The sequence below is a fragment of the Streptomyces sp. NPDC090798 genome (assembly GCF_044768965.1).
Lineage (GTDB): Bacteria > Actinomycetota > Actinomycetes > Streptomycetales > Streptomycetaceae > Streptomyces.
The window spans coordinates 99307-118140 of the sequence record NZ_JBIVXA010000017.1 but is presented as its reverse complement, the minus strand read 5'-3'; the positions used below and the strand labels follow the sequence as shown (position 1 = coordinate 118140).

Here is an 18834-nt window from a genome sequence, read left to right as displayed (position 1 = left end):
CCCGCGCCTTCTCATCAGTGGCCCACCCTCGCGTCTCGACAACAGATCTCCTGGTCGGCAAGGTTGTGCCGCCGTTGTCCCTGTTCCCCGAGTTCGCGCATTCATGGACCCCGGTCGGGGCGGCGGTCAGGTGGTCTTGGGCAGCTTCACCACGGTCACGAAGAAGTCGTCGATCTGGCGGACCGCGGCGATGAACTGGTCGAGGTCGACCGGCTTGGTCACATAGGCGTTCGCGTGCAGTTTGTAGCTGCGCAGGATGTCCTCGTCGGCGGAGGACGTGGTGAGGACGACGACGGGGATGTGGGCCAGATCGTCGTCGGACTTGATGCGCTCCAGGACCTGGCGCCCGTCGTACTTGGGCAGGTTGAGGTCGAGCAGGATCAGGTCGGGGCGCGGTGCCCCGGTGTGCTGGTTGGTGCGGTAGAGGAAGTCGAGGGCCTCCTCGCCGTCCCGTACCACGTGCAGGGTGTTGCGGATCTTGTTGTCCTCGAACGCCTCTCGGGTCATCAGTTCGTCGCCGGGGTCGTCCTCGACGAGCAGGACCTGGATGGGTTCGACGGGGGTGGTCACGTGTGTGCTCCTTCGGGTGGGCGCGCTGCCTGCTCGGATCCGAGGTCGGGTTCCGGTCGCGCCATGGGCAGGGTGAAGGTCACGCACGTGCCCGTACCGGCGGTGCCGTCCAGGGTGATGGCACCCCCGTGATGTTCGACGATCTTGCGGCACACGGCAAGGCCGATGCCCGTGCCCTCATACTCGTCGCGGCCGTGCAGCCGCTGGAAGATGACGAAAACCTTCTCCCTGAACTCGGGCTCGATGCCTATGCCGTTGTCCTGTACGGTCAGCCGCCACTGTCCGTCCTCCGGCTCCGCCTCGCAGCGGACGGCGATCTCGGGCGGCCGGTCGGGGTGGCGGAACTTCACGGCGTTACCGATCAGATTCTGCCAGAGCATGGTCAGGGTGGTGGCGTCGCCCGTCACGGTGGGCAGCGGCCCCTCCCGTACGACACGCGCACCCGTCTCCTCCAGGACCACGCTGAGGTTGCCGAGTGCCCGGTCCAGTACGTCGTCGAGCGCGACGGGGACCGGTTCCTCGCCGACGCGGCCGACGCGGGAGAAGGTCAGCAGGTCGTTGATGAGGATCTGCATGCGTTTGGCACCGTCGACGGCGAAGTCGATGTACTGCTTGGCCCGGTCGTCCAGTTGGTCGCCGTACCGTTTCTCCAGGAGCTGGCAGAAGGACGCGACCTTGCGCAGGGGTTCCTGCAGATCGTGCGAGGCGACGTAGGCGAACTGCTCCAGCTCCGCGTTCGAGCGCTTCAGTTCCAGGGTCTGGGCGTCGAGTTCCTCGGTCTGCCGCTCCAGGAGGCCCTCGCGGGCCTGGGAGGCCGAGAGTTCCTCGACGATGCGGCGGCGCATCTCCTCGACGGCCCGGGCCACCCTCTCCAGGTCGCGCGGCCCGTCGAGCCGGATCCTGCGCTCGAACGCGCCGCCGCTGACGTCCACCGAGGCCGCTTCCAGGACCCGCAGGGGGCGCCCCACGATTCGGTGCAGCAGCAGGGTCAGCGCGAGGCCGCTCGCCAGGAAGGCGGCGAGCATGCCGCCGAAGAGGAGGTCGCGGGACCGACGGCTGTCCTCGGCCGAGGCCCGGGTCCGGTCGCGCAGCTGCTGGATGTCCTTCTCCAGGATGGCGAGTTGACCCCGGATCTCGTCGAACTTGGCCTTGCTCGCATCCAGGGAGGGGGCTTTGGCGCCGCCGGGCGTGCGGGCCGCTTTGATCAGCGGCTCGGCGTAGTCACGGCGCCAGGCGTCACTGAGGCGGCCGGCCGCCTTCAGGTCCGCGGCGATCGGGGCGTGGTCGGAGAATTCCGCTGCCAGGCGGGCCTGGAAGGTCTTCTCGTCCCGTGCCCCCGACGCGTACGGATCGAGGAAACTGGTGTCCCTGCTCAGTACATAGCCTCGTACGCCCGTCTCCTGGTCCACCAGCGAGGTCTCCAGCTGGTAGGCGGCGGCACGGGCCGGCTGGATGCGGTCGGTGAGCAGATCGGTGCGGTCGTCGGCGCGGGCCTGGAGGACTCCGCCGGACACGGCGAAGACGATCACCAGCAGTACGTTGGCGGCCAGCACCACATGGATCCAGCCCTGCACGGTCAGCCGGGCGACGCGCGTGGGCTTCTTGTCCTCGGGACGGTCCGCCGTGGCGTCGTCCGCTCCCGGGTCGTTCGGCGTACGGGTCATGACATTCCGTCCGTCGCGAGGTGCAGGACGGCCACGTCGTCGGCGAGTCCGCCGTGGGAGGCCGTCAGCGCGGCGACGTCCTCGACCACCGCGTCGACGAACGGCCGCCCCCGCAAGGTCTGGTGTTTCCTCGCCACCTCGAGCAGTCCTTCCTCTCCCAGCCGCCGGCCCGGGGCCACGACGCCCTCGAAGAGACCGTCGGTGAACAGCGTCACGGCGCTGATGTCGTGCGCGGGCAGCTCGGTCTCCGGCCAGTGGGCCCGGCCCGGGAGCAGTCCGAGCGCGGGGCCCGGGGTCGGCTCGAACAACTCGATGCCGCGCGGTGTGCCCACGAGCAGTCCCGGGTGTCCGGCGCGGATCACGCTCATACGGCTGCGGTCCTTGGCGATCCGCAGCACGGTGAGGGTGGCGAAGATGTAGTCCGCGGCGCGCTCGGCGTCGATGATCTCCTCCAAGAGCTCGAGCTGGCGCGTGCCCACGCATCCGGAGAGCACGGCGGCCCGCCAGGCCACCCGCAGACAGACGCCGAGGGCGGCCTCCGCCGCGCCGTGGCCGGAGACGTCCCCGATCACCGCGTGCACAGTGCCGTCGTCGCCCTCGACGACGTCGAAGAAGTCGCCGCCGAGCAGGGCGTGGTCGCGTCCCGGGCTGTAGCGCGAGGCCACCTGGCAACCGGCGCCCCGCAGCAGGGGCGTGGGCAGCAGTCCACGCTCCAGGCGCGCGTTCTCCCGGGCCAGCAGCCGGCTCGCCTGGAGTTCGGCGCCCGAACGCTCCACCTGCTTGCGTTGCAGGGCGTACCGGACCGCGCGGCTGAGCGCCTCGGCGTCCAGGCCGTCCTTGGCGAGGAAGTCCTGCGCTCCTTCGGCCACCGCGGCGAGTCCGGCCTCGTTCTCGGCGACTCCGGTGAGCACCACGACGGCGGCGTCGGGCGCCGCGTCACGCACCAGCCGGACCGCGCTGAGGCCGTGGGTGTCGGGCAGATGCAGGTCCAGCAGGACGCACACGGAGTACGACGTGGCGTCGAGGAACACGCGTGCCTCGGCGAGGGACTTGCACCAGGTGACCTCCATCGGCAGTCCGCTGTCGGCCAGCACCTCCCGCACCAGCAGCGCGTCTCCGGCGTCGTCCTCGACCAGCAGCAGTACCGCGGTGGCGTCCAGGGCCCAGCGGGGATCCGAACTCCTCTGCCGGGGCACCGCGCCTCGTTCACCTGTCCGCGGCAGGCGATCCGCCACGCTCGCCCCCTCTGGCTGACCCACGCCGACCATGGTGCGCTGTGAGCCTACTGATACGTCGTTCCGGGTCAACGGCGCAGGGCGAGCTGGGCCTTGACGCATTTCCCGACCGGTACCCGCCCGACGGTCACCTCCGTCGCGAGCGCGTGCACGATCTCCAGGCCGTGCCGCCCCACGCGTTCGGGATCCCGCGGATAGCGCCGGGGCAGGGCGGCGCTGCTGTCGTACACGGTGACGGTCACGGAGGTGTCGGTTCCCTCCAGTTCCAGGATGTACGGCCCGTGGCTGTGCCGGTCCGCGTTGGTGACCAGTTCGCTGACGACCAGCAGGAGGTCGCCGGTGGCCTGTGCGCCGATCTCGGCGCACCACTCCGAACGGAGCTGTTCGACGAACAGCTCGGCGAAGTGGCGTGCTTCGGCGATGCACCCCGGCTCGCCGGTGTAGTGCGCCGCGCGCCGAAGCGGTTCCACGGGCACGTCGAAGCCAGTCGGTATCACCGCTCCGTCCAAGCGCTCGATCATGTGGTTCTCTCTCGGATGCCGGTATGTCCGGACATTACGCGTCCGAACACTGCTGCACAGTGGCTCGTACCCCGTGAAGTCCTCCGCAGTCACCCCGATATTCCCCCGTCCCGGTGGCTTCCGCACACGATTCCCACAAGGCAACGGTGTCATCCGGACGCGTCCGGGCAGGGCCACCAGGCGAGGCATGACAGGTCACCGAGTTCTCGGTGCGAGCAAGGGGCGCGGACGGATGGACGGACAGGACCCCGAAGTACGTGACGGCATACCGCTCCGGGAACGGGACAACGCCCTGCTCCAGGCGGCCGACCGGCTCGCGGCCGCGGCGGAGATCCTGGTCTCCGTGTCGGCGCGAACCGCGGTCGAGGTCGACAGCAGACTGTCGCCGCCGCTGCTGCGCGCCCTGACCCTGGTGGGCACGGATCCGGGTCTGACGCTCGCGGCACTCGCCGAGCGGGCGCAGATCAGCCGCTCCCGGGCGAGCCGGGTGTGCGACACGCTCGAAGAAGCCGGGCTCCTGGCCCGTTCACCGCGCACCGAGGACCGCAGGGGCGTCGGCCTGAGTCTGACCGGCCGCGGCCGCTCCGCCCTCGACCGGGTGCGGGAACAGCGCACCGCCTGGATCAAGGACGCCCTGCTACGGATGCCGGAGTCCGATCTGAGCGGCCTGCTGGCCGCCCTGCGTTCGCTCGGCGCGTCCCTGGCCCACGGGCATCCGGGGCACGCGGAGACACCCGGGCAGCGCGATCGGTCCGCCTGACGCGCCCTCAGACCGCATCCGCCTCCAGCGCCTCCTGCACGGCATGGAAGACCGGCAGCACGTCCATGAGGCCTGTGATGTCCAGCACACGCTCCACGAACGGGGACAGAGCGGCCAGCCGGAGCCGCGGGCCGAGCACCCCGTGGGCCCGCAGGACGACGTTGATCGTGGTCGAGTCCAGGAAGGTCACCGCGGCCAGATCGAGGACCACCGCGCCCGGACAGGCCCGGCCCGCCGCGGCGAGGGCCTCGTCGAGTTCGCCCACGTTGTCGAGATCCACCTCGCCGCGCACCGCGATCACGGTCGAGCGACCGGCCTCGCGCGTGGACAGCGACATGGCCGCCTGACCTGGACTCCGGCCTGAATGCACAGCGATCCCTCAAAATGTTGTCGAATCCGCGGAGAGTGGGGTAACCGCATGGCGACGGTGCGCCACAACGCCGCGAAGGAGCGGTGTCAGGCACTACCGTAGCCGATCGTTGTCATTTGACAACAATTGCTGTCAGGCAACAATCTGGTCCCCCTGCGATCCCAAGTCCGGCGACCGGTGGGCCGGTTGTCGCAGTGATGGGTCGCACCGAAAGGGACGCAGATGGAGCTAACCGGTACCGGTCGCACGCCCGGGCGCCCGGCCGGACCCGCCGGAGCGCTCTTCGAGCTGGTCCAGCGCCGTCGCCCGGAACGCTTCGAGGCCTTCGGTGAGCCGGGCAACGTCCGCCGAGGACATCTGGTCCAGCACGGCCCGCACCTCACGGGCGCGGTGCTCCCGGAGTTCGCGCAGCACCTGCTCGCCGAGCGGGCTGAGCCCGACCTCGACCTCACGCCGACTCGTCGAGCTCGGCACTCTGCGGATCAGGCCGACTGCCTCCATCCGGTCACACAGACGGCTGACCGAGGAGGGACGCGAGGCCAGGGCGTCACCGAGCGAGCGAAGATTCATGGACCCGCCCTGCTCGATCACGATCAGGGCCCGTAGCTGAGAGGGCGGCACCGGTCCGGACGGCGCGGACTCCTGCCCTCGACCCCAAAGGAGTTCGAGGAGCTCCGAGACGGCGTCGAGCGTGTGCGCGGCTTCGTCTCGGGAGACGGGTGGACGGATCGAGCGAGGCACCGATCCACCTTGTCATCTCCTGAAGGCCATTACCAGCCGCGCCGGCCCACCGGAGCCCTCGAAACAGACCACTGCGACCACGCAGACCCACTCGCACGACAACCGCACGAGAAAGTCATCACGACCGTGACCTCTGTGAACGACGTCGACAGAGCCCTGCGCGCGGCCCCGCCGCACGCGCTGCTCGACACCCTGCGCCCCCTCCTGACGGATGTCTGGGGGGCGATCGACGCCGACCTGCTGCTGGCGGACTACGGGATGACCGTGCTCCAGCCGGTCGAGGAGCCCGGCGACCCCGCGCGTGCCGTGTCCCTGCACAACAGCCCCGAGAGCCGGGCCTTCGGCAGTCAGGAGCCGCACGAGGAGCGCCCCCGAAACGGCGAGCGGACGCGTCTGCATCTGCCGGTCTCCGCCCGGGGCGAGCGTCTGGGCATCCTCACCGTCCTGCTGCCTCCGGGACCTGTGGACCCCGCGGTGACCGACGAGCTGGCGCAGGTCGCCGATCTGCTGGGCCACGCGATCCTCGTGGCCGAACGGAACACCGACGTCTACCGGCAGGCCCGGCGGGTCGGCCGGCTGACGCTGGCCGCCGAAATGCAGTGGGAGCTGCTCCCGGGCCGGGCCTGTGCCCGCGAGGAGTTCGCCGTCGGCGCCCAGCTGGAGCCCGCTTACGCGGTGCGCGGGGACAACTTCGACTGGTCCTCGGACGCGGACCGGCTCACCCTGTCGATCATCAACGGGATGGGGGACGGCATCCACGCGTCCTTGCTGACCCATCTGGCCGTCGGCGCCCTGCGCAACGCCCGCCGCGCCGGGCTCCCGGTCGCCGACCAGGCCAGACTCGCCGATCAGGCCCTCTACGCCCAGCACCACGGCGACCAGCACGTGTCGGCGCTGCTGCTCTCCTTCGACCTCGCCACCGGCCGCGCGCTCGCGGTGGACGCGGGCTCGCCCCGGATGTGGCGCCGACGGGGTACGGCCGTGGAGCGGATCGAGCTGGAGGCGCAGCTGCCACTCGGCATGTTCGAGGAGTCCGACTACGTGGCACAGGAGTTCGGCGTCCTGCCCGGTGACCGGCTCCTGGTGGTGAGCGACGGCGTGTACGACGCCCTGTCCCCGCTGGGCGAGGTCTTCGGGGAGCGGGCGCTGGCCCGTGCCGTGTCGGCCACCGCCCTGCTGCCCGCGGCCGACGTCCCGCGCGCCGTCCTCGACGAACTGGCCCGCTACCGCGTCACCGAGCCGCTGGACGACGCCCTGATCGTGTGTCTCGACTGGTCCGGCAGACCGGCCGGCACGCCGTCCGGCTGACGCCGGACCCGGGCTCGGCCGCCGAAATGACGGCGGCCACGGCGCATTCCCCGGTCCGCCCGGGGCACCCGGACAGGGCGGAATCCGGTCGACGGCGGCCGGGGCCCGAAGGCCCGGAGGTGGACGGTGGACTGGTTGATGTGGCTGGTCGTCGTGGTCGCGGCCCTGGTGCTGCTGAGCGTGGCGGCGGTCTGGGTGCAGACGAGAAGACGGTCGGGGACCGTCATCGCCGTGCGGCGCGGGCACCGGTTCGGGAAGCGGGAGGTCTGATGAGCGAGTTGATGTCCGCGCGCGACCTCGGTGGACGACCGGTGGTCACCCTGGGTGGTGAGGCGGTGGCGCGGGTCAAGGACACCGTCTTCGACGGGCCCGCGGGACGTGTCACCGGCTTTACGCTCAACGGCCGGGGGTTGCTCGCGGGCCCGTCGAAGCAGAGCCTGCCGTGGAGCGCGGTCCACTCGCTGGGCCGCGACGCCGTCATGATCCTCGGCCGGGAGGTCCTCGCCGAACCGGCCGCGGTGGTCGCTCGGGACGAGGCGGCGCACGGCCGGGTGCTGGGCGCCAGGGTGCTCACGGACGGGGGCACGGAGGTCGGGACCGTGCTGGACCTCGTCGTCCAGGCCGGTATCAGCGGGCGCGTGGTGGGGTTCCGGATCGCGGCCCGCCAGTCCCTGGAGCCCGGTTCGAAGCGCCGCCGACGCAAGGTGTACGTCCCCCGGGGCGAGACGCTCGCCGTGTCGGGACAGGCTCTTGTCATCCCCGCGGACGCGACCCGCTTCGTCGCGGACGACCTGGCCGGTTTCGCCGCCCAGGTCGAGGCGTTCCGGCTCCGGGACACCGCTGACCGGACGGAACCCACACCGTGACACTGTTCTCCCAGATCCGCGGCCTGCCGGTCGTCACGCTCGGCGAGGCGAACGAACTCGGCGTCGTCAAGTCACTCATGATCGATGTCGCGTCGGGGCTGATCGGCCAGGTGCGGCTGTCACCGGCCCGGGGTCGCAAGGACATCGCGATCGACTGGAGCGCCTTGCACGTGATCGGCCCGGACGCCGTCCTCGTCCGGTCGGACACCGCCCTGGACACCACCCCTCCCCCGGCGCCCGTGGATGTCGTGGGCGTCCGGGTCCTGACCGAGGACGGGGACGAGCGCGGCACCGTGCGGGACATCGCCTTCGACCCGGTCACCGGCCGCGTCGAGAACATGTGCACGGCCCTGGGCGACATCCCGGGCGACCGGCTGATCGGACTCGGGGACTACGCCCTGGTCGTACGGACCGGCTGAGGTCGCCTCAGTACCCAGGAGGCGTCGGGGCCGGCTCCGGGGCGCCGTGGGACGACGAGGTGTCCGCCGTCGTGGCGCCCTCACTCGCCGGAGCGTCGGTGGTCGTGCCGGAGGACGTGAGGCCGGAGTACGGCCCCGACTCGGATGCCGTCGTGGGAGGTTCGGTGGAGGGGTAAGACGGATCCGATGACGCAGAGGTGGACGGAGCCGGCACATCGGACGACAGCGCATCGGACGACGACGAGAACGACGAGGACGGGGACGACGCGGAGGACGCGGAGGCAGAGGACGACGACGGAGACGACGAGGACGAAGACTTCGGCGACGGAGACTTCGGCGACGACGACGACACGCTCACCGCGGGGGACGGCTTCGCCGGGGGGTACGTCTTCTCGTCCCGGCGGCCGTCGGTGTCACCCCGGTGGCGGCCGACCCATTCGTCGCGGTCGGCGTCGTAGATGACGAAGACGTCGATGGTGGTCGTGGCGGGCACGACGACCACCACGTTCTGCGACCGGTACGAGGCCCAGGTGTCACCCGTCCGTCTGGGCACGGTCTGCTGCGCGACCGCCGGTGTCAACGGGTTCCCGCAGGCACAGCGCACGCGCGGCACCCCGTGGCCGTCGACGAGGACCGCCGTGCCCGTCTGGAGCACCGCCTGGTAGCTGGTGGCCGCGCCGCCCCGGTAGCCGTGGTTGGTGACGCGGGTGTCCATCCGCAGCTGTACGGGGGTGAGCGAGCGCAGGTAGGCGGGGACCGCGGTGGGCTGGACGCCCTCCACGGAGGCGAACGTCTTGCTCTTCGCCGGGTCCGCCTGGAGCACCTGGATCTGCTTCTCCACATCGCAACTCGCGGTGTCGCGGGTGCCGCCGTAGAGCCCGGGCGCGGAACCCGACACGCCGCGCGTCACATTGGCGGACTCCGGCGCGTTGGCCGCGGGTGTCACCGGCACGGTGGAGCTGTCCTTCGCCGTCGACTCCGTGAACGGGTCGGGACCCGGTTTGTTCGCGGCCTGCAGGAACAGCTCACCGGCCGCCGCCGTGCCGGACGTGCCGCCCGAGCGGGTGAGGACGACACCGAGCACCACCCCGGCCACCACGACTCCGGTGATCAGCGCCATCCGCGGTGCCGACTTCCACCAGGGGCGGTCCGGTCCGCTGCCGTGACCTGGCGGGCCGCCGGGCCCGCCGCCTCCGGAACCACCGCCGCCCGGCGGACCGGTGGGGGGACCGGTCGGCGGACCGGTTGGACCGGTCGGGGGACCGGTCGGCGGTGGCGTGAGTGGGCGGCCGATGCCCTGGGTCGGAGCGTGGTCGGAGGCACCCGGCCGGGGGGAGCCCGACAGCGGGCCCGACGGGGGTCCGGTGGGCCGGTCGGGGAACGACAGGTCGACGCTCACGAACTCTTCTTCCGGGCGTAGGGATCTCGCGGCATTCCATGCGCCTTATGCCGTTTCATTCCGCAACGAGCCCATTGTGTGCTCCCGTCGGGCGCCCCCCGCAAGCCGACGCGGTCGGCCCTCCCGACGCGCGGTGGACCCCGGTGCTGCTTAGCGTGGCAGCGTGAGGCCGCAGACACCGTCCGACCAGGTCGTCGCCGCTCCAGGCGAGCGGACGGCCGCCCGCCACGGCTGGGTCCAGGCCCTGCTGGCGGTGGTGGCCGGGGTGATCGTGATGCTCGCGGTCGCCGCCCTCGGGCTGTGGGGGGCGGGTGCCACGGGCCTGCCCGCGCACGCCTACCCACGGGTCGTCGCGGCGTCCGTCGTGACCGCGGTCGGCGGCACCATCGAGCTCGCGGGTGACGCGGGAGTGATCGCCGACACCCGGGCGGGACTGACGGTGATCCCCCTGTCGGTCACGCTCGCCGGGGCCCTGGTGGTCGCCGCCGGGTTTCTGCGGCCGCTGCGGCACCGGGCTGTCGCGGGCGCCCCCGAGTTGGCCGGCTGGGCCGCCAGGATCGCGGTCCTGTGGCTGCTGGCCCTCCTCGGACTCGCGCTCTACTCGCACCAGAACTTCAAGATCTCCCTCGGCACCGGGACGATCAGCGACCTCGGCGACCTCATCGGGGTCTCGCCCGAGGTGGGCTTCAAGACAGCCGTGCCGGTGACGCTGCTCTACGGGGTGCTGTGGCTCGCGGGTGTCCTCGTCCTCGCCCTCCTGGTGTCGCGCGGAGCCCCGCTCCCGGCCCGGCTGCTGCGCTTCCAGGAGTCGGTGCGTCCGGCCGCGTACGCCATGGTCGTCCTGCTCCTCGCCTGCGTCGCCTTGGGAGCGGTCGTCGCGCTGGTGGTGGCCGCGACGCGCGGACACGTCCCCGAGACCTTCGCGGTGATCTTCCTCGGGTTGCCCAACCTCGCCTGGCTCGCCTTCACGATCGGGCTGGGCGCCACCTGGAGGGGGCGGGTGGACGGGCCGTTCGGGCTGCCCATGCCGCACGTCCTCGACCAGGTGCTGCGCACCCCGGACGTCTCCACGGTCAACCTGCGCACCCTGGGCCACCACGACGGCAAGGTGTGGTGGCTGCTGGTCGTCGACGCGCTGCTGCTCCTGGGCGCCGCGTTCCTGATGGCCGCCCGCTCACCGGCCCGGATGCGGGCCTGGCAGCACGCCGTCCGCATGGCCCTCGCGCTGGCGCTCACGGTGCTCATGATCTGCCTGGTCGGCAGGATCTCGGCGCACTACGCCCTGTCGCTCATCGGCATCGGTGACGCCGCCGGCGGCCTCGCCGGCGAGCTCTTCCTCACACCGGAACTCTGGAGCGCGCTCGGACTCGCCGTCGTGTGGGGCCTGGTGACCGGGTTCCTCGGCGCCCTGCTGGCGAGGGGAGTCCACCGAAAGGGCGAGGTCGTGAAGGACCGAAGGCTGGGGGAGGGGATTTGACGACAGGGCCCAGGAAGGACACCGCGGACCTGGGCGGTCCTCTTCCGCGTCGTCAGCGGTCACGCGGCTCGTCCGTCACCTCCGGGACGAGACGTGTCGGTTCATGGTCGTCGGATGCCCGTACTACATGTGTGCGAGCACGGCCCGGAACACCCCCGTTCCGCTCCGGGGCCGCCGCCGGTTCGTCCGCGACCGCGTACGTGCTCAGCCGCGTCCCGTCGGTGTACACCCAGCGCTCGTGCTCGGCGTCGTACAGCCAGAGGGACTCGCCGTCGACGACCACCCCGATCCGCTGCCCGCGCGTGATGCCGCGGAAGGACGCCCCGTCCAGCCGCCCGGCCGCGAGGTCCTCCGCCGCGCTCCGATAGCGGATGAGGGCCTGCTCGACGCGGGCGAGGAGCGGGCGCGGGTCGGCCGTTCGGGTGAGGGAGTCGCCCTCCGCGGGCGGCGGCTGCGGTACGGCGACCAGCAGCCGGCCGTCGACCCAGGCCGACCAGCCGTTGGCGCAGACGACCCGGCCCCAGTCGCCGAGCCGCTCGACGAGTTGCACCGGGAGCAGCGCGTCGAGCGGCACGGTGGGCCGGGACGGGTCCGGCGTCTCCCAGGCGTGCAGGCCGTCCGGCGGAACGACGTGCGTCGGGCGGAAGTCGTCGGGCGTCGCCGGGTCGGGAGTCGTCATGGCACCTACTTCCGCATGACCTCGGGTTCGTGCCGCCGCAGCAGCCGGGCCACCACGCACCCGAAGACGATCGACAGCGCGACCAGCATGCCCATGTTGACCAGCCACACGCTGGGCTCGTGCCGGAACAGCGGGTCGGAGGTGAGCGTCCCCGGGACGATCCGGCCCAGGGCGATGGTCCCCGACATCGCGCCCAGGGCCCAGCGTGCGGGGACGAGCCAGGCCAGCTGCTCCATGCCGGGCACCCCGTGCAGCTTGAGCAGCGCGCCGCTGAAGACCACCTGGACGACGGCGATCAGCACCAGCAACGGCATGGTGACCTCCTCCTTGGTCACCACGGCGGAAACCAGGAGGCCGAGCATCATCGCGCTGAAGGCCAGCAGGGCCACGGCCAGCGTGATCTCGAGAAGCGGCGGCATGAGGACTCCTTTGCCGCGGGGCGCGTTGAGGTCGACGCCGAACAGCGCGACGAGGGTCAGGACGACGGCCTGGAGAACGGTGATGGTGCCGAGGACCACGATCTTCGACATCAGGTACGCCGACCGGGACAGGCCGACCGCGCGCTCCCGCTGGTAGATGACCCGTTCCTTCACCACTTCGCGTACGGCGTTGGCCGCGCCCACCAGGACTCCGCCGATGCACAGGGTGAGCAGCGCGTTCATCGACGTCTCCAGCGTCAGTCTGCCGCCGGCCACGGCCCGGGCCATCACGCCCATGATGCACGGCAGTGCGATCATGACGGCGAGGAAGGTGCGGTCGGCGCCGAGCACGGCCGCGTACCGGCGCACCAGGGTGCCGAGTTGCGCGCCCCAGCTCTGGGCCTTGGGCGGCGGTCCGACGACGGCGGGCGTACGGGCCCGGGGCAGATGAGGCTGTGGACTGGAACTGTCGATGTACCGGCCCTGGAGCGGCGAGCTCCGGTACTCCCCCGCCCAGTCCCGGTCCTGGTCCCGCTCGAAGGCCTCGAAGGCCTCGGGCCACTGCTCGTAGCCGAAGTAGGCGAGCGCGTCCTCGGGCGGTCCGAAGTAAGCGACCTTGCCGCCGGGCGCGAGCACCAGGAGCCGGTCGCAGACGTCGAGGCTGAGCACGCTGTGGGTGACCACGATGACCGTACGGCCGTCGTCCGCGAGGCCGCGCAGCATGTGCATCACCGAGCGGTCCATGCCGGGGTCGAGGCCGGAGGTGGGTTCGTCCAGGAACAGCAGCGACGGCTTGGTCAGCAGCTCCAGGGCCACACTGACCCGCTTGCGCTGACCGCCCGACAGACTGTGGATGGGCTGGCCGGCGCGCTGCTCCAGGCCCAGCTCCTGGATGACCTCGTCGACCCTCGCCTGGCGCTCCGCCTTCGCGGTGTCCTGCGGGAAGCGCAGCTCGGCGGCGTACGCGAGGGCCCGCCGCACCGTCAACTGGGCGTGCAGGATGTCGTCCTGCGGCACGAGGCCGATGCGCTGGCGCAGCTCGGCGTAGTCCCGGTAGAGGTCGCGGCCGTCGTACAGGACCGCGCCGCGGTCGGCGGGGCGCTGCCCGGTGAGGGCGTTGAGGAGCGTGGACTTCCCGGCGCCGCTGGGGCCCACGACGGCCAGCAGGCACTTCTCGCCGACGGGAAAGGACACCTGGTCGAGGAGGATCTTGCGGCCGCGGTCGACGGCGACGGTCAGTTCCTGGACATCGAGGGAGACCTCGCCGGTGTCGACGTACTCCTGCAACTCGTCTCCGACGAGGCGGAACGCGGAGTGGCCGATGCCGACGATGTCACCGGCGGTGACCGCGGCGCGGGTGACGGGCTGCCCGTTGAGGAACGTGCCGTTGTGGCTGCCGAGGTCGAGGATCTCGTACGTCCGGTCCGGGTGGGCCAGCAGTTCGGCGTGTCGCCGGGAGACGACCAGGTCGTCGATGACCAGGTCGTTGTCTGCGCCGCGGCCGATGCGGACGGTGCGGGAGGGCAGCGGCCTTACGGTGGTCGGCCGTTGGAAGGTGCCGCTGGCCGAGGGCGGGAATTCGCCCGACGGCCGCTGTGGGGGCTTGCCGGCGAAGACCGCCCGGGGGCCGTCGGAGGGGCTGCCGAAGTGGATGACGCTGCCGGGTCCGACGCCCCATTCGCGGACCCGCCTGCCGTCGGCGTACGTGCCGTTCGTGCTGTTCTCGTCCTGGATCGTCCAGTGGTCCGCCTCGGGCCGCAGGACCGCGTGGTGCCACGAGACCCGGACGTCGTCGATGACGATCTCGCTCGACGGGTCACGCCCGACGTGATAGTCGCGGCTCGGACTCAGCACCGTGGAGCCCGTCTCGGTTTCGAGGACGAGTTCGGGCGCCGTCGGCGCGACCGACCGCTCTCCCATGCCCTGAATTCTAGCTATTCGTCCACATATGCGCCTGATCGGCGGCTCATGGCCGGTGCTGCGCGAGCTCCGCGAGGCGGGTCGGGGCGGGGAAAGGCCGCAACGTCTTCCGGACGGCGGCCGCCGTCCGGAAGCGGACGTGGAGACCGTCGCGGTCAACGATCTCGGCGACGCGCCGACCATGGCCCATCCGCCCACGACTCGATCCCGGTGACGCTTCCCCGGCGAGATCGGCGCCGGGCCCGGCGCGATCCGGGTCGGGACGGCAGCGTCGCGGTCCTGGCCGAGCGCGACCCGGGCGCACATCGACGGCCGCCCGTTCCCGCCGGCCCGGTCACCGATCGCACCGAAGGGAGGGCCTGTCCGGCGGCGGTCAGGCCGCGGAGCTGCCGAGGGCGGCGGCGGTCAGGCCGCGGAGCTGCCGAGGGCGGCGGCGGTCCGCTGCATGCGCAGCGCGTCCACGGATTCGGCGAGTAGTTCGTACTCGGTGGTGTCGTCGCTGGTGGCGATGCGGACGAGCTTTCCGGCGGCCAGTTCCTCGGCAACCAGCTCCTGTTGGAGGGTGTCACCGCACCAGGCACGCAGGACGCTCGGCACGTCCGGGACGGTGTCCGCCACCGGCGCGATCGAGTTCGGCGGGAAGGTCGGATCGTCGGGCTGGGGATCGAGCCGCGACGCCATCCAGGAGGCACGGTCCCGCATCCACCACAGGGCCAGCGCCAGGGTGGGCGCGCGATAGGTCCCCAACGGGACGCCGATGCGTCTACCTCCGCATATTCCGTATGCGGTCACATGGCACAGGAATTCGTCGTGCACGATCGCTCCCCCATTGCAACGCTGTCCGCCGGCCCGGCCTCGCTTTCCCTGCGGCTCGTTCACTGCGTGCGGCTCGTTCGTGGTGCACGGTGGTGCTGCGCGCGTCGTGCATGGTCGTGCAGCGCGCGGGCGTGGCTGAATCGCCCTGTTACTCGAGTATCGCCACTCCTGACACTCTGTCACCATGCCATTCCAGCCAGTCTCCTGGCATATTCACCGCCCGATTTGGCCGAAACGCGGCTCACTGCCCTTACCCGGGAGGTAATCGACGCCCTCGGGCGTCGGCGGGCATGGTTGCGGTATCGGATCCCGGCGGGGAACCACCGCCCGGAATCCACTCACTGACCAGCAACTACCCTACTTTCCACGGAGGTTGATCCACCATGTCCGCAGCCAACGACCGTTTCGAGAACGCCGTCGCCCGCTACTTCGAGGCCTGGAACGCCACTGACCGGGATGCGCTCACCAAGGCGGTCGCCGCCGCCTGGAGCGCGGACGGCAGCTACACCGACCCGCTGGCCGAGGTCCGCGGGCACGACGGGATCGCGGCGGTGATCACGGCGGCGCACGAGCAGTTCCCGGGTTTCTCCTTCCGGCCCGCCGGACCGGTCGACGGGCACCACGACATCGCACGCTTCGGCTGGGAACTGGTCAACGAGGCCGACGGCACGGCGCCCGTCGCGGGATTCGACGTGATCACCCTGGACGGCGAGGACCGGATCCGCAGCGTGCACGGATTCCTGGACCGCGTGCCGACCCAGTAGTACTCCAGGTAATCCTCCAGCCGTAGCCATGTACTGCCATGCCATGGATGAACGCTCCTCTCCCACTCGGCGGAGGGTGTGCCGATAGTGGCTCGGGGAGGGAGACCGGCCCCGTACGGGCCGGGACCCTTCCCCGCCACGCCACGCCACGCCACGCCACGAGGAGAAGAGCCCGATCATGTCCACCGAGACATGGACCCCCGCCCCGCTTCCCGACCTGTCCGGGCGCACGGCCGTGGTGACCGGAGCCTCCAGCGGGCTCGGCGCGGTCACCGCGCGTGAACTGGCGGAGTTCACCGAACTCTGGAACCAGCACGAGATCGGCTTCCGCCACGACGAACGCAAGACGATCGTCCACCCCGAACTCGGAGATCTCCACCTGCACTGCCAGGCCCTGCTCGCCCCCGACCAGGCCCAGGCCCTGCTCATCTTCACCGCCACCCCGGGCTCGGACAGCCACGAGAAACTCCGGCTCCTCACCGCGCTGGGCGCACGGCCGCGATGAGTTTTCCCGCCTCCGGTGGTCTCTTGAGCAGGACACCCACCGGCAGCGGAGGACCACATGAGCACCGTCGGCAGGAAGAACAAGGCGAGTGGGGCGGGCAAACTGGACCAGCAGTTCACCACGGTGCTGCGCAAGAGCCCCGCCAACGGCGGCTGGACCTACGTCGTCTGGCCGGAGTCCGTCTCCTTCTTCGGAACGCGCGGACTGGTCAAGGTCAGCGGCACGATCGACGGGCACCCCTTCCGCAGTTCCTTCATGGCCCTGGGCGACGGCACGCACAAGCTGCCGGTGAAGGCCGATGTGCGCAAGGCGATCGGGAAGGAGGAGGGCGACACCGTGACGGTCCGCCTGGAGGAGCGCCTCAGCCCGTGAGGGCCGCCCGTGCGACGTCACGGTAGCGCCGTGGAGCGACACCCGTCGTCCGCTTGAAAGCGTTGCTGAACGCGCTCTCGGACGTGTAGCCGACCCGCTGGGCCAGGGCCGACACCGACGTCTCGCCGTCCCGCAGGGCGCGCCGGGCCAGACTCATCCGCCAGTCCAGCAGATACGTCAGGGGCGGCACCCCGGCCACGGCCCGGAAGCGCTCGGCGAAGGTGGTCCGGGACATGGCCGCCGCCCTGGCGAGCTCCTCCAGCTGCCAGGGGCGGCCCGGCTCGGCGTGCATGAGCCGCAGCGCCGGGGCGATGCGCTCGTCGGCGAGGGCGCGCAGCCGTCCGGCAGGGAGGGCGTCGGCGTCCGCGAGATAGGCGCGCAGGACCTGGACGAACATGAGCTGGGCGAGCTGATCGGCCGCGAAGTCGGCCCCGGCCCGCCGGGCGGTCAGTTCGCGCAGCAGCTGGTCGAGCAGCCAGCGCACGACCGGCGCCTCCTCGGCGCCGGACCGCACGCACAGCAGCGGCGGCAGGGCGTGCAGGAGCAACTCCTCGCCCGCCCGGCCCAGTTCGATGTGCCCGCCGACGAAGACGGCGTCCTCTCCCCCGCCGTAATGAATCATGGACCCGGAGGTGTCCGCGAAGAGTGTCGTGGCGTCCACCGGCTCCACGGACGGATCGCTCGCGACCACGAACGCCCGGCTGCCGTCGAACACGGCCACATCGCCCGGCCCCAGCCGGGCGAACTCCGGCTGTCCGGCCACGGACACCGACATGCCGCCCCTCACCACCGCGGTGATCTTGAGCATCCCGGGTGACGGGAAGCGCAGCGCCCAGTCACCGCCGGCCGTGAAGCCGCCGGAGATGACGCACCGGGCGTCCATGAGGCCGAGGGTGTCGGAGAGAGGATCCGCTGGCATATCCGTACTATCGCGCAAGTAATGCGGACTATCAAGCATTCATCGTACGGATGCCTGGTTCTACGGTGGTCGGGAAGGCACACATGAGGAGATCCGAACCATGACCACCGAGCAACAGCAGCAGCCCCTCCACTCCGGGTTCGACGCCGCGTCCAGCGCCGAGGACGTCATCAAGGGCATCGACCTGACCGGCAAGGTCGCCGTCGTCACCGGCGGCTACTCCGGCATCGGCCTGGAGACCGTACGCGTCCTGCGGGCCGCGGGCGCCGAGGTCGTCGTACCGGCGCGGGACACCGAAAGGGCGCGGGCCGCGCTCAAGGAGATCGACGGCGTCGAGACCGCGACCATGGATCTGCTGGATCCGGCCTCGATCGACGCGTTCGCCGAGCGTTTCCTCGACTCCGGCCGGCCACTGCACATCCTCGTCAACAGCGCGGGCGTGATGGCGACGCCGCTGACGCGTGACGCACGGGGGTACGAGGTGCAGTTCGCCACGAACCACCTCGGCCACTTCCAGCTGGTCGCCCGCCTGTGGCCGGCGCTGCGCCGGGCGCACGGGGCCCGGGTGGTCTCGGTGTCCTCGTGGGGCCACCGGTTCTCGCCCGTCCTGTTCGACGACCCGCACTTCGAGCACCACGCGTACGACCGCTGGGTCGCCTACGGGCAGTCGAAGACGGCGAACATCCTGTTCGCGCTCGGTGTCGACGAGCGCGGTAAGGCGGACGGGATCCGGGCCTTCGCCCTGCACCCGGGAAGCATCGTCGACACCGGTCTGAAGAAGTACCTGGCCGAGGAGGACCTCAGGGCCGTCGGCGTCCTCGACGCGGACGGCCGGCCGATCCTCGACCCGGAGCGGCAGCTGAAGACCGTCGAGCAGGGGGCGGCCACCAGCGTGTGGTGCGCGACCAGCCCCCTGCTCGAGGGCAGGGGCGGCGTCTACTGCGAGAACAGCGACATCGCCCCTCCGATGTCCGCGGAGGAGGGACGTGACTGGTCCCTCGGGAACAGGTCGGCGAAGGCCGGCGTGGTGCCGTACGCCGTGGACCCGGCGGCGGTCGACCGCCTCTGGGCGCTCAGCGAGCGGCTCACCGCCTGACGGCCGAGCCGCAC

General features: G+C 71.3%; 21 protein-coding genes. 10 read left to right on the top strand and 11 right to left on the bottom strand.

The window, feature by feature from the left end; genetic code table 11:
* Nucleotides 1–126: 126 nt before the first annotated feature.
* The 4 genes from ACIQTP_RS31915 to ACIQTP_RS31900 are packed head-to-tail and all read right to left on the bottom strand — an operon-like array spanning nt 127 to nt 3990.
* Complete coding sequence (locus tag ACIQTP_RS31915) at nt 127–570, bottom strand: response regulator (protein ID WP_402040413.1); 444 nt, start codon at nt 568–570, stop codon at nt 127–129.
* Nucleotides 567–2234, bottom strand: coding sequence for an ATP-binding protein (locus tag ACIQTP_RS31910; protein ID WP_403406405.1), 1668 nt, complete (start codon nt 2232–2234; stop codon nt 567–569). Before ACIQTP_RS31910 ends, ACIQTP_RS31915 begins: the two co-directional genes overlap by 4 nt.
* Nucleotides 2231–3502 (bottom strand): PP2C family protein-serine/threonine phosphatase, encoded by a 1272-nt coding sequence (locus ACIQTP_RS31905; RefSeq protein WP_403406402.1) that lies wholly within the window; start codon nt 3500–3502, stop codon nt 2231–2233. The genes ACIQTP_RS31910 and ACIQTP_RS31905 overlap by 4 nt, the downstream gene beginning before the upstream one ends.
* Before the next feature lie 35 nt (nt 3503–3537).
* On the bottom strand, nt 3538–3990 hold the full coding sequence (locus tag ACIQTP_RS31900; RefSeq protein WP_403406398.1) for an ATP-binding protein: 453 nt from the start codon (nt 3988–3990) through the stop codon (nt 3538–3540).
* A 232-nt stretch (nt 3991–4222) separates the two neighbouring features.
* On the opposite strand from ACIQTP_RS31900, the gene ACIQTP_RS31895 reads away from it, so the two are divergent.
* The gene (locus ACIQTP_RS31895) at nt 4223–4750 is read left to right on the top strand and encodes a MarR family winged helix-turn-helix transcriptional regulator (RefSeq protein ID WP_403406395.1); all 528 of its coding nucleotides are present in this window, start codon (nt 4223–4225) and stop codon (nt 4748–4750) included.
* A gap of 7 nt (nt 4751–4757) precedes the next feature.
* On the opposite strand, the gene ACIQTP_RS31890 is transcribed toward ACIQTP_RS31895, so the two are convergent.
* Both ACIQTP_RS31890 and ACIQTP_RS31885 read right to left on the bottom strand, forming a co-directional pair.
* Nucleotides 4758–5087 (bottom strand): STAS domain-containing protein, encoded by a 330-nt coding sequence (locus ACIQTP_RS31890; RefSeq protein WP_403406393.1) that lies wholly within the window; start codon nt 5085–5087, stop codon nt 4758–4760.
* A 261-nt stretch (nt 5088–5348) separates the two neighbouring features.
* A complete protein-coding gene (locus tag ACIQTP_RS31885) occupies nt 5349–5861 on the bottom strand; it encodes a MarR family winged helix-turn-helix transcriptional regulator (RefSeq protein ID WP_403406390.1) in 513 nt (170 codons plus the stop codon).
* Nucleotides 5862–5987: 126 nt separating this feature from the next.
* Here ACIQTP_RS31885 and ACIQTP_RS31880 point away from each other — a divergent pair, with 126 nt between their 5' ends.
* The 4 genes from ACIQTP_RS31880 to ACIQTP_RS31865 all read left to right on the top strand — a co-directional run bounded on the left by ACIQTP_RS31880 (nt 5988) and on the right by ACIQTP_RS31865 (nt 8454).
* Entirely contained in the window at nt 5988–7169 is a 1182-nt protein-coding gene (locus ACIQTP_RS31880; RefSeq protein WP_403406387.1) for a PP2C family protein-serine/threonine phosphatase, read from the top strand.
* Nucleotides 7170–7295: 126 nt separating this feature from the next.
* Nucleotides 7296–7439, top strand: a complete 144-nt coding sequence (locus tag ACIQTP_RS31875) for a hypothetical protein (protein ID WP_402040389.1) — start codon at nt 7296–7298, stop codon at nt 7437–7439.
* Complete coding sequence (locus tag ACIQTP_RS31870) at nt 7439–8035, top strand: PRC-barrel domain-containing protein (RefSeq protein WP_403406382.1); 597 nt, start codon at nt 7439–7441, stop codon at nt 8033–8035. The genes ACIQTP_RS31875 and ACIQTP_RS31870 overlap by 1 nt, the downstream gene beginning before the upstream one ends.
* Nucleotides 8032–8454, top strand: coding sequence for a PRC-barrel domain-containing protein (locus ACIQTP_RS31865; RefSeq protein WP_403406379.1), 423 nt, complete (start codon nt 8032–8034; stop codon nt 8452–8454). Before ACIQTP_RS31870 ends, ACIQTP_RS31865 begins: the two co-directional genes overlap by 4 nt.
* Nucleotides 8455–8461: 7 nt before the next feature.
* On the opposite strand, the gene ACIQTP_RS31860 is transcribed toward ACIQTP_RS31865, so the two are convergent.
* A complete protein-coding gene (locus ACIQTP_RS31860; RefSeq protein ID WP_403406376.1) occupies nt 8462–9853 on the bottom strand; it encodes a DUF6777 domain-containing protein in 1392 nt (463 codons plus the stop codon).
* A 163-nt stretch (nt 9854–10016) separates the two neighbouring features.
* On the opposite strand from ACIQTP_RS31860, the gene ACIQTP_RS31855 reads away from it, so the two are divergent.
* Nucleotides 10017–11330, top strand: a complete 1314-nt coding sequence (locus ACIQTP_RS31855) for a streptophobe family protein (RefSeq protein WP_403406373.1) — start codon at nt 10017–10019, stop codon at nt 11328–11330.
* Between the two features lie 52 nt (nt 11331–11382).
* On the opposite strand, the gene ACIQTP_RS31850 is transcribed toward ACIQTP_RS31855, so the two are convergent.
* The 3 genes from ACIQTP_RS31850 to ACIQTP_RS31840 form a co-directional block, all read right to left on the bottom strand.
* Nucleotides 11383–12009, bottom strand: coding sequence for a hypothetical protein (locus tag ACIQTP_RS31850; RefSeq protein WP_403406370.1), 627 nt, complete (start codon nt 12007–12009; stop codon nt 11383–11385).
* Between the two features lie 5 nt (nt 12010–12014).
* A complete protein-coding gene (locus ACIQTP_RS31845) occupies nt 12015–14348 on the bottom strand; it encodes an FHA domain-containing protein (protein WP_403406367.1) in 2334 nt (777 codons plus the stop codon).
* A 405-nt stretch (nt 14349–14753) separates the two neighbouring features.
* Complete coding sequence (locus tag ACIQTP_RS31840; RefSeq protein WP_261688162.1) at nt 14754–15164, bottom strand: hypothetical protein; 411 nt, start codon at nt 15162–15164, stop codon at nt 14754–14756.
* 383 nt (nt 15165–15547) lie between these two features.
* Between ACIQTP_RS31840 and ACIQTP_RS31835 the strand changes: the two genes are divergently transcribed.
* The 3 genes from ACIQTP_RS31835 to ACIQTP_RS31825 all read left to right on the top strand — a co-directional run bounded on the left by ACIQTP_RS31835 (nt 15548) and on the right by ACIQTP_RS31825 (nt 16805).
* A complete protein-coding gene (locus ACIQTP_RS31835) occupies nt 15548–15928 on the top strand; it encodes a nuclear transport factor 2 family protein (protein WP_403406364.1) in 381 nt (126 codons plus the stop codon).
* A gap of 178 nt (nt 15929–16106) precedes the next feature.
* The gene (locus ACIQTP_RS31830) at nt 16107–16433 is read left to right on the top strand and encodes a hypothetical protein (RefSeq protein ID WP_403406361.1); all 327 of its coding nucleotides are present in this window, start codon (nt 16107–16109) and stop codon (nt 16431–16433) included.
* A gap of 57 nt (nt 16434–16490) precedes the next feature.
* Complete coding sequence (locus ACIQTP_RS31825; RefSeq protein WP_403406359.1) at nt 16491–16805, top strand: DUF1905 domain-containing protein; 315 nt, start codon at nt 16491–16493, stop codon at nt 16803–16805.
* Here ACIQTP_RS31825 and ACIQTP_RS31820 read toward each other — a convergent pair.
* On the bottom strand, nt 16795–17724 hold the full coding sequence (locus tag ACIQTP_RS31820) for an AraC family transcriptional regulator (RefSeq protein ID WP_403406356.1): 930 nt from the start codon (nt 17722–17724) through the stop codon (nt 16795–16797). The genes ACIQTP_RS31825 and ACIQTP_RS31820 overlap by 11 nt on opposite strands.
* A 100-nt stretch (nt 17725–17824) precedes the next feature.
* Here ACIQTP_RS31820 and ACIQTP_RS31815 point away from each other — a divergent pair, with 100 nt between their 5' ends.
* A complete protein-coding gene (locus tag ACIQTP_RS31815) occupies nt 17825–18820 on the top strand; it encodes an oxidoreductase (protein ID WP_403406353.1) in 996 nt (331 codons plus the stop codon).
* The last annotated feature ends 14 nt before the right edge of the window (nt 18821–18834 follow it).

Excerpts from the sequence above, each read along its gene's own strand:
- ACIQTP_RS31910 (WP_403406405.1), bottom strand. The coding sequence starts at position 2,234 with ATGACCCGTACGCCGAACGACCCGGGAGCGGACGACGCCACGGCGGAC.
- ACIQTP_RS31905 (WP_403406402.1), bottom strand. The coding sequence starts at position 3,502 with ATGGTCGGCGTGGGTCAGCCAGAGGGGGCGAGCGTGGCGGATCGCCTG.
- ACIQTP_RS31900 (WP_403406398.1), bottom strand. The coding sequence starts at position 3,990 with ATGATCGAGCGCTTGGACGGAGCGGTGATACCGACTGGCTTCGACGTG.
- ACIQTP_RS31895 (WP_403406395.1), top strand. The coding sequence starts at position 4,223 with ATGGACGGACAGGACCCCGAAGTACGTGACGGCATACCGCTCCGGGAA.
- ACIQTP_RS31890 (WP_403406393.1), bottom strand. The coding sequence starts at position 5,087 with ATGTCGCTGTCCACGCGCGAGGCCGGTCGCTCGACCGTGATCGCGGTG.
- ACIQTP_RS31870 (WP_403406382.1), top strand. The coding sequence starts at position 7,439 with ATGAGCGAGTTGATGTCCGCGCGCGACCTCGGTGGACGACCGGTGGTC.
- ACIQTP_RS31850 (WP_403406370.1), bottom strand. The coding sequence starts at position 12,009 with ATGACGACTCCCGACCCGGCGACGCCCGACGACTTCCGCCCGACGCAC.
- ACIQTP_RS31845 (WP_403406367.1), bottom strand. The coding sequence starts at position 14,348 with ATGGGAGAGCGGTCGGTCGCGCCGACGGCGCCCGAACTCGTCCTCGAA.
- ACIQTP_RS31835 (WP_403406364.1), top strand. The coding sequence starts at position 15,548 with ATGTCCGCAGCCAACGACCGTTTCGAGAACGCCGTCGCCCGCTACTTC.
- ACIQTP_RS31830 (WP_403406361.1), top strand. The coding sequence starts at position 16,107 with ATGTCCACCGAGACATGGACCCCCGCCCCGCTTCCCGACCTGTCCGGG.
- ACIQTP_RS31825 (WP_403406359.1), top strand. The coding sequence starts at position 16,491 with ATGAGCACCGTCGGCAGGAAGAACAAGGCGAGTGGGGCGGGCAAACTG.
- ACIQTP_RS31820 (WP_403406356.1), bottom strand. The coding sequence starts at position 17,724 with ATGCCAGCGGATCCTCTCTCCGACACCCTCGGCCTCATGGACGCCCGG.
- ACIQTP_RS31815 (WP_403406353.1), top strand. The coding sequence starts at position 17,825 with ATGACCACCGAGCAACAGCAGCAGCCCCTCCACTCCGGGTTCGACGCC.